The organism is Promicromonospora noduliphila (genome assembly GCF_056951025.1).
On sequence record NZ_CM167806.1, the window covers coordinates 4,501,209 to 4,515,929 of the forward strand.

At 73.4% G+C, this 14,721-nt stretch carries 12 protein-coding genes; 4 read left to right on the plus strand and 8 right to left on the minus strand.

The genetic code is table 11. From position 1 onward, the window contains the following. Positions 1-230: 230 nt before the first annotated feature. Positions 231-1,172, minus strand: a complete 942-nt coding sequence (locus AC0QU1_RS19740; protein WP_483616282.1) for a ComEA family DNA-binding protein — start codon at positions 1,170-1,172, stop codon at positions 231-233. A 420-nt stretch (positions 1,173-1,592) separates the two neighbouring features. On the opposite strand from AC0QU1_RS19740, the gene AC0QU1_RS19745 reads away from it, so the two are divergent. Then, entirely contained in the window at positions 1,593-2,462 is an 870-nt protein-coding gene (locus AC0QU1_RS19745) for an alpha/beta fold hydrolase (RefSeq protein ID WP_483571753.1), read from the plus strand. A 27-nt stretch (positions 2,463-2,489) separates the two neighbouring features. Here the strand turns inward: AC0QU1_RS19745 and AC0QU1_RS19750 are convergent, their stop codons facing one another. Then, positions 2,490-3,371 (minus strand): DegV family protein, encoded by an 882-nt coding sequence (locus tag AC0QU1_RS19750; RefSeq protein ID WP_483571754.1) that lies wholly within the window; start codon positions 3,369-3,371, stop codon positions 2,490-2,492. A gap of 69 nt (positions 3,372-3,440) precedes the next feature. Continuing rightward, positions 3,441-3,911, minus strand: coding sequence for a hypothetical protein (locus AC0QU1_RS19755; protein ID WP_483571755.1), 471 nt, complete (start codon positions 3,909-3,911; stop codon positions 3,441-3,443). A 459-nt stretch (positions 3,912-4,370) separates the two neighbouring features. Here AC0QU1_RS19755 and AC0QU1_RS19760 point away from each other — a divergent pair, with 459 nt between their 5' ends. Both AC0QU1_RS19760 and AC0QU1_RS19765 read left to right on the plus strand, forming a co-directional pair. Then, complete coding sequence (locus AC0QU1_RS19760; protein WP_483571756.1) at positions 4,371-4,928, plus strand: SigE family RNA polymerase sigma factor; 558 nt, start codon at positions 4,371-4,373, stop codon at positions 4,926-4,928. After that, complete coding sequence (locus AC0QU1_RS19765) at positions 4,925-5,701, plus strand: hypothetical protein (RefSeq protein WP_483571758.1); 777 nt, start codon at positions 4,925-4,927, stop codon at positions 5,699-5,701. Before AC0QU1_RS19760 ends, AC0QU1_RS19765 begins: the two co-directional genes overlap by 4 nt. Positions 5,702-5,743: 42 nt before the next feature. On the opposite strand, the gene leuS is transcribed toward AC0QU1_RS19765, so the two are convergent. Then, on the minus strand, positions 5,744-8,701 hold the full coding sequence (gene leuS / locus AC0QU1_RS19770) for a leucine--tRNA ligase (RefSeq protein ID WP_483576748.1): 2,958 nt from the start codon (positions 8,699-8,701) through the stop codon (positions 5,744-5,746). Between the two features lie 127 nt (positions 8,702-8,828). On the opposite strand from leuS, the gene AC0QU1_RS19775 reads away from it, so the two are divergent. Then, a complete protein-coding gene (locus AC0QU1_RS19775) occupies positions 8,829-10,226 on the plus strand; it encodes an alkaline phosphatase family protein (protein ID WP_483571759.1) in 1,398 nt (465 codons plus the stop codon). 13 nt (positions 10,227-10,239) lie between these two features. Here AC0QU1_RS19775 and AC0QU1_RS19780 read toward each other — a convergent pair whose 3' ends face one another. From AC0QU1_RS19780 to AC0QU1_RS19795, 4 genes are all read right to left on the minus strand, one after another. Beyond that, the gene (locus AC0QU1_RS19780) at positions 10,240-10,893 is read right to left on the minus strand and encodes a vitamin K epoxide reductase family protein (protein ID WP_483571761.1); all 654 of its coding nucleotides are present in this window, start codon (positions 10,891-10,893) and stop codon (positions 10,240-10,242) included. 10 nt (positions 10,894-10,903) lie between these two features. Then, entirely contained in the window at positions 10,904-12,169 is a 1,266-nt protein-coding gene (locus tag AC0QU1_RS19785; protein WP_483571762.1) for an MFS transporter, read from the minus strand. Between the two features lie 73 nt (positions 12,170-12,242). Continuing rightward, a complete protein-coding gene (locus AC0QU1_RS19790) occupies positions 12,243-13,007 on the minus strand; it encodes a metal-dependent transcriptional regulator (protein WP_483571764.1) in 765 nt (254 codons plus the stop codon). Positions 13,008-13,025: 18 nt separating this feature from the next. Next, entirely contained in the window at positions 13,026-14,705 is a 1,680-nt protein-coding gene (locus AC0QU1_RS19795; protein WP_483571766.1) for a metallophosphoesterase family protein, read from the minus strand. Positions 14,706-14,721: the final 16 nt, after the last annotated feature.

Sequence of the window (14,721 nt, forward strand, 5' to 3'; positions counted from 1 at the left end):
AGGTGCGGACGTCGCGGGACGCCCGGCGCCCACGGCGTATGCCGCACGCACGGCGGCGGGCCGACCCACGCGTCGCACGAGGCCCGCCCTCATCGCCAGGTCGAGGCACGCGACGGCGACAACGGCAGCGGCCACCCAGACCGCCGAGCTGCTCGCCGCCGCCCCTGGCCCGGTCAGCACCCAGGCCACGGCCCAGACAGCGAGCGCCGCCGGCGCCATTCGCAGGTCGGTCACGGCCCCACCCGCGCGCTGTCCCGGATCTCTTCGAGGGTGGCCGGGCCGATGCCCGGTACGTCCTCCAGCTCGTCCACGCTCGCGAACGGGCCGTTCGTGTCGCGCCACTCGACGATCGCCTGGGCGATCGAGGGCCCGACGCCGGGGAGCGCCTCCAGGGCGGCCGCGTCGGCGGTGTTGATGTCGATGGCGCCGCCCGGCGCGGGCTGACCGCCCGCAGCATCCTGCCCGGTCGCGCCCGGGGCCGCCGGTACGCCGGGCACCGCCTCCCCGGGCTCCGGCACGTAGAGCTGCTCGCCGTCGACCACCGTGCGGGCCAGGTTGACGGCGGTCAGGTCGGCCTTGCTGGTCACGCCGCCGGCGGCCCGGACGGCGTCGGCCACGCGGGCGCCGTCCGGCAGGGTGACCAGGCCCGGCTTGGCCACCTGGCCCACCACGTGCACCAGCAGGCCGCCGCCCGGCGCGGCAGTGCCCGATGTGGCTGCGCCCGACGGGGCAGATCCCGTGGCACCCGGCGCGGCGGGTCCCGAGCCACCCACCGCGAACGGGCTCGCGGACTCACCCGCCGCCTCACCGGTCGCCGCCTCACCCGCCGCTGCCTCGCCGGCCGCCGCCTCGTCCGCGGCCACCGGGCCGAGCGGCTCCACGCCGTCGCCGCGCATCGCGAGCACCGCGACGCCCACGCCGAGCAGCAGCACGGCCACGGCGGCCACCACCGCCGTCGTGCCGGTCAGCGCCCACCGGCGGGCGCCCTGCTCGGCGCGCGGGTCGGCCGGATGGCCGTGCGCGGCCGCATAGGCCGCCGCGACGCCCGAGGCGGACCGCCGGGCGCGCAGGCGGGCCACCAGCTCGTCGGCGTCCACGCGGGCCTCGTCCCGGGCGGGTGGTCCGGCGGCCCGTTCGGCGGTCGGGTGCACTACCGAGGCACTCGGGTGCACTTCCGGGACGCTCCGGCGCACTTCCGGGGCGCCCCGGTGCACGACCGGGTAGACGGCAGGCGGATCCACCGATGGATCCGCCCCGCCGCCTGGCCCGTTCACCGGACCGAACGGCCAGGGGTCGGAGCGGCGCTGTGGCGCGGTCTCTGGCTGCATGGCTCAGGACGCTATGCGCGCTACGAGCCCTTGACGGGCCCCGGCGACCCACCTGTGCACAGACCCCGAAAAAGGTCCCCTGTGGTCGCGTTCGCCACGGCACCGGGCCGTCACGAGGGTCTGCGTCTTCGAACGACGAATTTCGCACCGCGGCGGCCGATGAGTTCTCCCGCGGACCGTCGTCGGACCTGGCAGACCCCGTGCGGACCCGAGCGGTACCCCCGCCGGCCCGGGCCACGCGGAACGAAACCAGGAGCGATCACCATGACCGACAAGAAGACCCTCACCCTCGACGTGCCGGGCGCCGTCCTCACCTATGACGTGCGCGAGGCCACGACCCCGACCAGCGAGCCGCCGCTGGTGCTGATCGGCCTGCCGATGGGCGCGGAGGGCTTCACCACGCTGGCGAGCCACTTCACCGACCGCACCGTGGTGACCTACGACCCGCGCGGCGTCGAGCGCAGCACCCGGTCGGGCGACGACCGGCCCGAGGTCCCGACCCACGGCGACGACGTGCACCGGATCATCGCGGCGGTCGGCGGCGGTCCGGTGGACCTCTTCGGCTCCAGCGGCGGGGCCGTCGTGGCGCTCGAGCTCGCCGCCGCCCATCCGGAGGACGTGCGGACCGTCGTCGCGCACGAGCCGCCCCTGCCCGTCGTGCTGCCCGACCGTGCGGCGGTGACCGCCGCCATGACCGACATCCACGACACCTACCAGGCGAAGGGCTTCAACGCGGCGATGGCCAAGTTCATCGCCCTGGTCATAGTGCAGGGTGAGCTCACGGCGGACTACGCCAACCAGCCCGACCCCGACCCGGCGATGTTCGGCCTGCCGGCCGAGGACGACGGCTCCCGCGACGACCTGCTGATGGGCGTCAACATGGTGACGCTGCCCCCGTACGAACCGAACTACGAGGCGCTGAAGGCCGGCGCACCCCGCGTCGTGATCGGCGCCGGCGAGGACTCGGGCGAGGCGCTCGCCGTCCGGGCAGCCCGCGCGACGGCGGTTCTGCTCGACGCCGAGCCGGTGGTCTTCCCCGGGGGCCACGGCGGCTTCGGCGGCGGCGAGTACGGCCAGCCGGCCGACAAGCCGGTCGAGTTCGCGGCGAAGCTGCGCGAGGTCCTCGCGAGCTGAGGCAGCGGCTGGGCGGCCCGCGCGGCGTCAGTGCGCGTGGTCGCCCAGGTCCGCGACGACGACGGCGAGCGTGCCGGGGCCCACGTGCACCCCTAGGACGGCGCTCAGCGGCGTGACCTCGACGTCCGCCCGTGTGCGGGTGTGCAGGCGGCCGGCCAGGGCGAGCGCCCGGTCGTGCGCGCCGAAGTGGTGCACGGCCACCGCCGGCCGCCTCGCCTCGGCGACGAAGCCGGCGGCCAGCTCCAGCAGCCGCTCCGCGCCGGCGGCCCGGGTGCGGACCCGCTGGCTGAGCTCGACGGCGCCGTCGGACAGCCGCAGGATCGGCTTGACCCCCAGGACCGTGCCGAGCGCCGCGGCCGGGCCGGACAGCCGCCCGCCGCGGCGCAGGTGCTCCAGGGTGTCGACCACGAACACCGTGTTCGCGGTCCCGGCGACCTCGATGGCCCGTGCGGCGACGTGGGCGGCGTCGGCTCCGGCGGCGGCGCACTCGGCGGCGGCGCGGGCCGCGAAGCCGAGGCCGGCGGCCCCGGTCCGAGAGTCGACCGCGCGCACCTGCAGGGGCGACCGGGCAGCCGCGGTCCCCGCCGAGCCGACGGTGCCGGACAGCGCCCCCGACAGGTGCACCGAAACGACCGACCGCGCACCCTGGTCGCCGAGGGCACGGTAGGCCGCAGCGAACGCCTCCGGCGGCGGCTGCGACGTCGTCACCTGCTTGCCCTCCCCGACGAGCTCGGCCAGGCGTTCGGGTGTGATGTCCTCGCCCTCTGCGTACACGTCGTCGCCCACGAGGACGCGCAGCGGCACCACGACCGGTCCGCCCGCCAGACCGGCGGGCAGGCAGGCGGTCGAGTCGGTGACGACCCGCACCTCCTGGGGTGCCGGGCGGGAAGAACGACGTCGGGTGCGCATGACCGCGTCACTCTATCCGCGCGAGGAACCGGACGGCGAAACCGCGCAGGCGGTAGCGAGACGACGATCTCAGCGAGCGCTCCCGCACGGGCCGTGTGAAACTCGGGCGTGCTCTTTGCTTACATAGATGAGACCTCGAACGCGCGATGCTATCGAACGGTGGGGCTTGTCGTGCGCGCTGCTCGTGTGCGCGCCTTCGCTGAACAGCTCGACATGGTTGTCGCCAGGGCGGCCGATTCGTTTGGGGGAATCAGCGCTGATATCGAGCTTCATGGCCACGACCTCTTCGGCGCGACACAGGACTGGGCCCCTCTCAAGCCTGTCGTACGAGCTCGCATCTCGATCTATCGACAAGCACTCGATGTTGCATCTGAGCATGCGGAGGGCATCTGGATCGAAGGTCTGGACCGGAAGGGTTTCCGCGACCGTTACGCCGACCAGCACGACGAGCACGTCACGGTGCTTCTCCATCTCCTCGAAAAACTGAACAGATACGCCAACCGGCGTGGCGAAGACTTGGTGGTGATCGCTGATGAGCACCGGACGGCGAGAAGCGCCCAAGCCGCCTTGCGCCGAGCACGCCGTGAACGCATCTGGGGTTACCGCGGCAAGCCGCAGCGGATCGCTGACACAGTCTATTTGTGTCGTCGGCGGGTAGTCGGCTCGTCCAGGCAGCGGACCTCGTGGCCTTTCTCTATCAACGGCTGGCCGATGGGATCGATCGCGACGAGCGAGCGGCCACTGCGAACAAGAATCTCTGGTCCACTCTGGAGAACGTCCCCGTCCACGACCGGCTCTGGGAACCGTAGACGCACATCAGCCCCCGGCTGTGCGGGGGCTGAAGGCAGGGCGCTCAGGATCTCTCCCTCTTGCGCCCTTTTACTATAGGCCTGACACCGCGCATGGTCCACAAGGGCATGCCGCGAAGGCCGCACAGTCTGACAACCATCCACCCCCTGCACCCGTGGTGGAGAGTATGAGCATGCGAGACGGACGGCCGTGAACGCCGAGCGGGTGCGCGCGCCGGAGCAGGTCGGCGCCCGCCCTCAGGTCGACGTCCAGGTATCGGGCACCAAGGACGAGCAGTTCGCGGCGTTCGTGGACGACGTCGGCCCGTACCTCCTGCGCGTCGGGCTGCTGCTGAGCGGCGACCTGTCCCGCGCGGAGGACCTGGTGCAGGGCACCTTCGAACGCACCTACCGGTCCTGGGCGCGGGCCCGGGACACCGATCCGCGCGCCTACGCCCGCAAGGTGCTGGTGAACCTGCGGATCGACCGCTGGCGCGGCGTCCGCCACGAGGTCCTCTCCGCCCCGGAAGACCTGCCCGACGGCAGCACGCCTGACCATTCCGCCGCCGTGGACGGGCGCAACGAGGTGGTACGGGCACTCGCCCAGCTCCCCCTGGCCCAGCGGCGAGTGGTCGTGCTCCGCCATCTGCTCGACCTCACCGAGTCCCAGACCGCCCGCGAGCTCGGCATCTCGATCGGCACCGTCAAGTCGCACAACGCGCGCGCCCTCGCGCGCCTGCGCACCCTGCTCTCCGAAGGAGCGTCATGATGGACCCCCTCCGCCCGACGGTGTCCGACGACGCCCTGGTCACCCGCCTGCGTGCCGGCGCGCCCGGCACACCCCCGGTCCGGTTCGACGGGCACGACGTCACCGCACGAGTCCGGCGCACGCTGCGCCGCCGTCGGCTCCGCACGGTGAGCCTGACGGCGGCGGGGGCCGCCGTCGCCTACCTCGCGCTGGCACTGGCCGGACCGCTGCCGGGCCTCGGCACGCTCGCCCTCCCGGGCGGCGAAGGCCTGCGGTCGGCGGTGCGGGACGCCGGCTTCGGCGGGCCGCCCGGCCCCGACCAGTGGCCCGACGACGTGGCCCGCCTGGAGGCGGACGTGATGCCGGTGGTCGACGACCTCGGCGTCACGCGCTACCTCTACGAGCCAGGATCGCCGGCCTGCCGCATCCTGGCGTACGAGCGTGGCGACTTCTCCGACCGGCACGACTGCGAGGAGCTGACGCCGTTCGACGCGCTCGCCCTCGCGGACTTCGACGGCCTCACCGCCGCCGTCGAACGGTCGGGCGTCGGCGTGGAGCGGATCGACCGGCAGCCGGAGGACGGCGACACCGGCCAGGCACCGGACCGCGCCCCGTTTCCCCCTGGGACCACGTGGATCCCGCTCCACGACGAGTGGTGGCCGCAGACCATCGAGTACAACTGGGAGTACGTCTACCTGCCCGGCGCGGACGAGGCGCCGGGCACGAGGTGGCCCGGCGAGACGTGGACCCGGATCGACGGCGACTGGTGGTTCCACCGGACCCACGACGACTGATCGTGCTCCGCGGCCGCCGACCGGCCACGCCGCACGGACCGCCTACGCCGGGACGATGTTCACGAGCTTGGGCGCCCGCACGATCACCTTCCGCACGCCACGGCCGTCCAGGAACTTGACCACGTTCGGCTCGCTCAGCGCCGCCGCCTCCAGGTCGTCCGCCGAGATGTCCGGGGCGACCTCGAGCCGTGCGCGCACCTTGCCCTGCACCTGGACCACGCAGGTCACGGTGTCCTGGACGAGGTACCGGTCGTCGGCCTCCGGGAAGGGCTCGTGCGCCAGCGAGTCCTCGTGCCCGAGCCGGGACCACAGCTCCTCCGCGATGTGCGGCGCGATCGGCGCCGTCATCAGCACCAGCGGCTCCACGGCCGAGCGCGGCACGGCCGGCAGCCCCGTCAGGTGGTTGTTCAGCGTGATGAGCTTGGCGATCGCGGTGTTCGGCCGCATGTTCTCCATCTCGACGCGCACGTCGGCGATGGTGCGGTGCACGGCGCGCAGGGTGGCGGTGTCCGGCTCGTCGTCCGTCACCGTGACCTCGCCGGTCTCCTCCGAGACGACGTTGCGCCACAGCCGCTGCAGGAACCGCTGCGACCCGACGACGGCGCGGGTCTCCCACGGGCGGGACAGGTCGAGCGGGCCCATGGACATCTCGTAGACGCGGAACGTGTCGGCCCCGTACTGCTCGTACATCTCGTCGGGCGTCACCACGTTCTTCAGCGACTTGCCCATCTTCCCGTACTCGCGGTTGACGGGCTGGCCCTGCCAGGTGAACCCGGTCTGCTCGTCGCCCTCCACCTCCTCGGCGGGCACGTACTGGCCGCGCGAGTCGGTGTAGGCGTAGGCCTGGATGTAGCCCTGGTTGAACAGCTTGCCGAACGGCTCGATGCTCGTGACGTGGCCCAGGTCGAACAGGACCTTGTGCCAGAACCGCGCGTACAGCAGGTGCAGCACCGCGTGCTCCACGCCGCCCACGTAGAGGTCGACGCCGCCCGCGGGGCCGGACGTCGGGTTGTGCCGTGGGCCCAGCCAGTACTGCTCCAGCTCGGGCAGCGCCGCCGCCGAGGTCTCGGCCGGGTCGAGGTAGCGCAGGTAGTACCAGCACGACCCGGCCCAGTTGGGCATCGTGTTGGTGTCGCGGCGGTACTGCCTGGGTCCGTCGCCCAGGTCCAGCGTGACGTGCACCCAGTCGTCGTTGCGGCCGAGCGGCGCCTCCGGCTCGGAGTTCGCGTCCTGGGGGTCGAAGGTGCGCGGCGCGTAGTCGGGCACGTCAGGCAGGTCCACCGGGAGCATCGCGTCCGGGATCGCCACCGGACGGTCGTCCTCGTCCCAGACCACCGGGAACGGCTCGCCCCAGTAGCGCTGGCGGCTGAACAGCCAGTCGTTGATGCGGTAGGTGGTGGTGCCCTCGCCGATGTTCTTGCTCTCCAGCCAGGCGATGATCTTCGCCTTCGCCTCGGCGACGCCCAGGCCGTCGAGCGAGATCTCGTCGTTGGCGGAGCGCACCGCCACGCCGTCACCCGCGTACGCCCCGGTGTGGTCCTCCGGCAGGCCGCCCTCCGGCTCGACCGTGTGGATGACGGGCAGGTCGTAGGCCTCGGCGAACGCATAATCGCGCTCGTCGCCGCCCGGCACCGCCATGATGGCGCCCGTCCCGTAGCCCATGAGCACGTAGTCCGCCGTGAACACCGGGATCTGCACGCCCGTGGTGGGGTTAACGGCCAGGTGCCCGGTGAACACGCCGGTCTTCTTGCCGGCGTCCGCCTGCCGCTCGACGGCGGTCTTGGCCGACGCCTCGCGGCGGTAGGCCGCGACGGCCTCGACCGGGGTGTCGTACCCGCCGGTCCACGCCGACCGGGTGCCGTCGGGCCACGCGGCCGGGACCCCGTCGAGCAGTGGGTGCTCGGGGGCCACCACCATGAACGTGGCGCCGAACAGCGTGTCAGGGCGGGTGGTGAAGACCTCGAGGGTGCCGGCGGCTCCGGCCGGGTCGCCCTCCGCCGTCCCGACGACGTCGAACCGGACGTTGGCGCCCGTGGACCGGCCGATCCAGTTGCGCTGCATCGACTTGACCTTGTCCGGCCAGTCGATGAGCTCCAGGTCGTCCGTGAGGCGGTCGGCGTAGGCCGTGATCCGCATCTTCCACTGCCGCAGGCTGCGCTGGAACACCGGGAAGTTGCCGCGCTCGGACCGGCCGTCCGCGGTCACCTCCTCGTTCGCGAGCACGGTGCCGAGGCCCGGGCACCAGTTCACCGGGGAGGAGTCCACGTAGGCGAGGCGCTGGCCGTCGATGACGTCGCGCTGCTCGAGCTCGCTCAGCGCGGACCAGACCGCGCCGCCGGTGTTGTCGCCGTCGTGCCCGGGAACCGGGCGGGTGCCCGCGGCCAGCTCGGCGCGCAGCTCGGAGATGGGGCGGGCCCTGCCGCGGCTGCTCCGCTCGCCCGCCGACGGGCCGGGGCGCTCGGCGTCGGCGTCGTACCAGGACTCGAAGATCTGCAGGAAGATCCACTGCGTCCAGCGGACGTACCCGGGGTCGATCGTCGCGAAGGTCCGGCGCGGGTCGTGGCCGAGCCCGAGGCGGCGGAGCTGGCGCCGCATGTTGACGATGTTGGCCTCGGTGGTGGTGCGCGGGTGCTGGCCGGTCTGGACGGCGTACTGCTCAGCGGGCAGCCCGAACGCGTCGTATCCCAGCGCGTGCAGCACGTTGTCGCCGCGCATCCGGCGGAAGCGTCCGGTCACGTCGGTTGCGATGTAGCCGAGGGGGTGGCCGATGTGCAGGCCCGCACCCGAGGGGTACGGGAACATGTCCATGATGAAGTAGGGGTTGCCCTCCGCCGGGCTCCCGCCCGGCCCCGTAAGTCGCCCCTGCGGGTTCGCCGCGTGGAAGGTGCCGCGCTCCTCCCAGAGGTCCTGCCAGCGCAGCTCGATCTGCTGAGCGAGGGCAGGGGTGTAGCGGAAACGGGGCTCGTCCGGAGACGTGGTGCGCTCGGGTGCGTCGGGCATGGTCACCCGGCCGAGTCTAGCGACAGCGCCTGCCCTCGGCCCTCGGTTGTCCACAGGCACCAGGGTTCATCCGAGATTCGCCCACGCCTTCCCCGCAGTTCTCTGCCCGGGTGCTCGAATGGCCCGCATGATGCCCTTGTTGCGCAAGCTCCTCGCCGCCAGCATCGCCGCCGTCGTCGTGTGGACGGCGGCGACCGCCGCCGCCGTGCCGCTGCCCGGGGCGACCGACGCCGAGCCGGCGAGCGCAGGGCCCGCCGCAGCCAGGCCGACGGCGCACCACGGCCGCGCCGACCACGTCGTCTTCCTCGCGCTCGACGGGTTCGACGTCGAGTACCTCGACCTGGTCCGCTCCGGCGACGCTGTGCCCGATTCCGCGGCTTTGCGGGGCTCGCAAGCTCACTCCTCAGCCGCGCCCATGCCGAACCTCCGCCAGCTCCTGCGCCGCGGCAGCGTCACCACCTCGACCGGCGTGATGACCTCGATCACCAACCCGTCGTGGTCGTCGGTGGCGACCGGCGCCTGGCCAGAGACCCATCGCAACACCGCTTACTGGTTCGACACCGCGACCAACACCGCCCGCGGCCAGCAGCGCGACCTCGCCGTGCCCACCATCGCGCAGTCCGTGCGGGAGCAGGGCGGCACCGTGTTCTCCGCGCAGTGGTTCATCCTGCAGAACTACGGCGTCACCTACGGTGACCCCGACGGCCTCTACACCCAGCCCGGCGGCGACTGCGCCCGCCGCACCGACGACGCCGTCGCCGTGCTGCGCGGCGAGCCCGTCAGCTCGGGCGGCCGGCTCGTCACCGCCAACGGCATCCCCGAGCTGATCACGGTCTACTGCGACACGCTCGACGCGATCGGGCACGACGGCGGCGACGCCGACCCGCGTATCCCCGAGGCGCTGACCATGATCGACGAGCAGCTCGGCCGCATCGTCCAGGCGACGAAGGACGCGGGCGTCTACGGCAGCACCGCGTTCGTCATCACGGGCGACCACGGCATGACGACGTTCGACAAGGGCTTCGGCGCCGAGGGCCTCGCCGCCATCGAGGCGGCCGGCTTCACCCCGCAGGTCCTGACCAGCGGCCAGTCCCCGGCCCCCGGCACCGACGTCGCGATCGTCGTGGGCGGGGTCGCCGACGTACGCATCATCGGCGAGCGGGCGGGCGACCCGGACGCCGTCCGGCGCCTGGCGCGGGCGCTGGAGGCGCTGCCCCAGGTGCGGAACGTCTTCGACGAGGCCGACCAGCGGCGCCTGCACATGAGCCCGAACCACGGCGACCTCATCGTGGAGCCCGAGCCGGGCTGGTCGTTCGGGCCCACGCCCGCCGACCCGGCCGGACGGCACGGCGCGACCACCGAGCTGCGCGTCCCGCTGGTCCTGGCCGGCGCTGGCGTGCGGCCGGGGGTGCAGCCGGACCACCCGCGGCACATCGACATCGCGCCGACCATCTCGGCCCTGCTGGGCTACGCGCCGCCGTCGGGCAGCGAGGGCCGCGTGCTGCGCGAGGCGCTGCGCCGCTAGGCGCGGCCGGGCGTCAGAACGACGCCACCAGGTCCCCGCCCACCGCGAGCATCAGCCACGCCACGGCCGCGACGTACCCGATGACCAGGATGAGGTGCCGGTTGGCCACCACCGCGTCCCGCAGCCCCGCGGCCACCGGCAGGTCGCCCGACTGCGCGGCCCGTACGAGCTGGTACCACAGCAGCGGCCACATGATGGTCCACACGACCATGCAGTAGGGGCACAGCGCGACGATCGAGTAGAAGCTGGTCCACATCAGGAAGAACACCAGCGCCTGGCCCAGCACCGTCCCGACCAGCAGCGACACCCAGTACCAGCGCGGCAGCCGGGTGCCGAGCAGCAGCATGACGCCCGTGGTCACCACCACGGGGAACGCCGCGACACCGATGTACGGGTTGGGGAACCCGAGCAGCGCGCCCTGCCACGAGTCCATGGCGGCGCTGCACGTGACGAACACGTTGAGCGTGCACGACGCCGTCCGCTCCGGGTCGATGAACGCCAGGTACTTCTCCCAGGCCAGGGCGAACGAGGCGATGAACCCGATACCGCCGAGCACGACCAGGAGCAGCCCCATGGTCCGCGCGCCGAGCGGCGCCGGCCCGGCCGCCGCGACGTCGTGCTGGTCGTTGATGTCCGACGACGTCGTGGTCGCCCCGGTCTCAGTCACCCGCCCTACGCTACCGGCGTTGCCTGGGACCTTGCTGAGACCCGGGTCGCAGAGCGGTCTCCGCCGGCTGGTGGGCCACCCGCTGTCGCCCGAACGCCAGGATCATGCCGAGCCCGAGCACGGTGACCACCGCCCCGGCCCAGGCGGGCGCCAGGTAGCCCCAGCCGGCGTCGATGACCACGCCGCCGAGGAACGCCCCTGCACCGTTGGCCACGTTGAGCCCCGCGTGGCACAGCGCCGCGCCCAGCGAGGGCGCGCCCGGCGCGAGGTCCATGAGCCGGGTCTGGAACGCGAGGCCAAGGATCTGCGACGTGACGCCCAGCAGGAACAGCGAGACCAGCGCTGGCACCACCGACGCGCCGGTGAGCGCGAACAGCACCAGCGACGCCGTCGTCGCCACGAAGCCGATCAGCACCGCGCGCAGCACGCCGCGGTCGGCGAGGCGGCCGCCGAGCTGCGTGCCCACCGTCATGCCGACGCCGAACAGGGCCAGCACCCACGGCACGGCGCCGCCGGGCAGGCCGGTCACGCCGGTCATGGTGGGCGCCACGTAGGTGTAGACCGCGAACATGCCGCCGAAACCGATGGCCCCCGCCACGAACGCGAACCAGAGCGGCCCGTTCCGCAGGGTCGCCAGCTCGGTCCGCACCGAGCGGCCCGCGCCGCCCGCCCCGGCGGGCACGAGGCGCCACAGCCCGAGGAGCGTCACGGCGCCCAGCAGGCCGATGAGCACGTAGGACGTGCGCCAGCCGAACGTCTGCCCCACCCACGTGGACAGCGGTACGCCGACGACGTTCGCGATGGTCAGGCCGGTCATCATCGTCGCGACGGCCCGCCCGCGCTGGGCCGGCCCGGCCACAGCGGCACCCACCGCCGCGCCGACGCCGAAGAACGCGCCGTGCGGCAGCCCCGCGAGGAACCGGCCGACCACGAGCCACCCGACGTCGGGCGCGGCGGCGGACAGCACGTTCGCGACCGTGTAGAACCCCATCAGCGCCAGCAGCAGGTGCTTGCGCGACATCCGGGCCGCCACCACGGTCAGCAGCGGCGCCCCGACGACGACGCCGAGCGCGTACGCCGTGATCATGTGCCCCACCTGCGGGTCGGTCGCCCCGAGATCGGCGCCGACGTCGGGCAGCAGGCCCATCGCGGCGAACTCGGTGGTGCCGATGGTGAAGCCGCCGACCGCCAGCGCGACGAGCGCGGGCGCGGCACGGCGCATCGAGCCGCCGCCCGCCACCGTGTCCTGGGCATCCTGCGGGGAGGTGGTCGCCATGGCGTCTCCAGTCGAACCGATTCGGGGTTACCGTCGGCGACACCGGCGACGAGCACAAGGAACGGGGAGCAGACTACTCCTGCGCCACCCACACGCGGGACGCCGCCAGCAGCCCGAGATCGGCCACCCGCTCGGCCTCGGCGGCCGAGGCCCCAGCGTCAGCGGCCGCGGCCCCTGCGTCGGGCACGCCGTCCCGGGCCTGCCCAGGGGGCGGGCAGATCCAGGAGATCGCCACCGTGCCCGCGAACTCGCGCCGCGTGGTGACCTCCACCCGCATGTCCAGGTCCAGGCCGAGCTCCGCGAGGTAGCGCAGCGCCTCCGGGTCGGCGTCGGAGATGCGGACCACCGTGCCGGCGTCACCCGCGTGCATCGACGACAGCGGCACCGCGGAGGGACGCTCCACCGTGCCGTCGGCAGCCGGGATGGGGTCGCCGTGCGGGTCGCGGGTCGGGTTGCCCAGGCGCGCGGCCATGCGCTCCACGAAGACGTCCGACACCGCGTGCTCCAGCACCTCGGCCTCGTCGTGCACCTCGTCCCAGCCGTAGCCGAGCTGGTCCACCAGGAAGGTCTCCAGCAGCCGGTGGCGGCGCACCATCACGAGCGCGAGGCGACGGCCGTCGTCGGTCAGCCGGATCGCGCCGTACCGCTCGTGCTCCAGCAGACCTTGCCCGGACAGCCGGCGCACCGTCTCCGACACCGTGGACGCGCCCACCCCGAGCCGGTCGGCCAGGTGCTTGGTGGTCACCTTCTCGTCCGACCACTCCTGGGCCGACCACACCGCCTTCAGGTAGTCCTGGGCGACGGGCGTCAGCTCGTTCGGGTCGGTCGGGATCTCCACACCCCGAGCCTAGTTGCCCTACGGCGCCGACGACGGCCCTCGCCCGGTCCCCGAGCCCTGCCCCTGCGCACCGTCCTGGTCGCTGACCACGCCCTCAGGCACCTCGTCCGGCAGCGGCACTGCCGGCGGGATCATCCGCCGCTCGCTCACGAACGCCTCGCCGTCCGGCGTGACCTCGACGAGCTGCCAGTCCACGAACTGGCGCCGCACCGGGTCGAACCGCAGCACCGTCATCTCCGACGAGTCACGCAGGGGCCCGACCGACGGGTTGCCCTTCGTCGCGCCGGCCGTGCTCGCGTTCACGTACCGCACGCCGTACCCCACGACGTCCGGCCCGATCCGCGTGTGCATGTGGCCGGAGACCTGGAACGGCACGCAGCCCGACTCCAGCGCCGCGTCGCCGACGGCCGGCTGGTGCACCATCAGCAGGTCCACCCGGTCCTCCGCGGTGAACCCGCCCAGCCCGGGCTCCCCCGCCGCCTCGCACGCCACGTCCCGCAGCCGCTCGCCGGCCTCCTCGGGCGTCTCCTCGCGCGCGATCACCGTCCCGCCGCCGATCCGCGTCTCCAGCGGGTCCCGGTCCCCCAGGATCCGCACCCCTTCGACCTCGACCACCTCGCCGTCGAGCACGATCTGCCGGTTGGCGAGCTCCGTGTCCGTCGTCAGGCGCGAGTCGTGGTTGCCGTCGGCCACGACGAACGGGACGCCGTCGGGCACCGCCGACGCGAAGGAGTCCACGCAGACCGACTCGACGCTCGTCCCGTTGATGGTGGTGTCCCCCGCGTTGAGCATGACGTCCGGCGCCAGCCGGTCGGCGAGGTCGCGGATGAGGGGCGTCATGCCCGTGTTGCAGTGCAGGTCGGAGACCAGCAGGAACGTCACGTAGTCGGTGGCCTCCGGGCTGTCCGGCGCCGCGGCGCCCTGCGCGCTCTCCGCCGCCTCCTGCTCGGCGGCCCGTGCGTCCCAGGCCGCCAGCAGCTTCTCGCGCGCCCCCGCGTAGAACACCTCGTTCGCCTGGTAGGTCTCCACGAGCTGGCCGCTGTAGGTGTCGATCACGCCGGCCAGCCGGCCCGTGATCCGCGCGCCCTCCAGCGCGGTGCCCTCGAACACGGGCGAGGCGGGCAGGTCGGCCCGCTCCTCGGGCCCGGCGCTCGCGGTGACGGTGGCGCCCACCAGTACGACGACGAGCAGGCCGCCCGTGAGCTGCCACGTGCGCGCGGCGAGGGCCCGGGCGAGCTCCCGCCGTCGGGTAGGGCCCAGCAGGGCGCGCACGCCGTAGCTCGCCCCGACCAGCAGCAGCGCCGCCACCACCGTCCCGCGCGCGGCGTCCCAGACCAGGGCCCACGCCACGGTGCGCACCGTCTGCTCAGGGGTGTCGAAGAACTGCAGGTACCCGTCGAGGTCGCCCTCCAGCGCGTCGAGGCTGGCCACGTCGACGGCGGACAGGTCGGCGGGGATCTCGTGCACGGTGATCCGCACGCCGAGCGTGAGCGGCAGGGGCGAGTCCGCGACGACGGTGCCGAGCGGGCCGAGGTCGGCGACCAGCTCGTCGCCGGCCGTGACCGCGTAGGTCGCCTCGTGCGGGCCGAGGCTGAGGTCGGCCCGCGCCGTCGTGATCCCGAACATCAGGCACAGGAGGCCCGCTACCACGCCTGCGAGGGTCCAGCGCAGCCAGCGGGGCGGGTGGGAACTGCTCATCGTGTCTACCTTTTCA

What these genes read in the sequence shown, in the direction of transcription:
- AC0QU1_RS19745 (WP_483571753.1), top strand. Translation starts at nt 1,593, where the DNA reads ATGACCGACAAGAAGACCCTCACCCTCGACGTGCCGGGCGCCGTCCTC.
- AC0QU1_RS19750 (WP_483571754.1), bottom strand. Translation starts at nt 3,371, where the DNA reads ATGCGCACCCGACGTCGTTCTTCCCGCCCGGCACCCCAGGAGGTGCGG.
- AC0QU1_RS19765 (WP_483571758.1), top strand. Translation starts at nt 4,925, where the DNA reads ATGATGGACCCCCTCCGCCCGACGGTGTCCGACGACGCCCTGGTCACC.
- leuS (WP_483576748.1), bottom strand. Translation starts at nt 8,701, where the DNA reads ATGCCCGACGCACCCGAGCGCACCACGTCTCCGGACGAGCCCCGTTTC.
- AC0QU1_RS19775 (WP_483571759.1), top strand. Translation starts at nt 8,829, where the DNA reads ATGATGCCCTTGTTGCGCAAGCTCCTCGCCGCCAGCATCGCCGCCGTC.
- AC0QU1_RS19785 (WP_483571762.1), bottom strand. Translation starts at nt 12,169, where the DNA reads ATGGCGACCACCTCCCCGCAGGATGCCCAGGACACGGTGGCGGGCGGC.
- AC0QU1_RS19795 (WP_483571766.1), bottom strand. Translation starts at nt 14,705, where the DNA reads ATGAGCAGTTCCCACCCGCCCCGCTGGCTGCGCTGGACCCTCGCAGGC.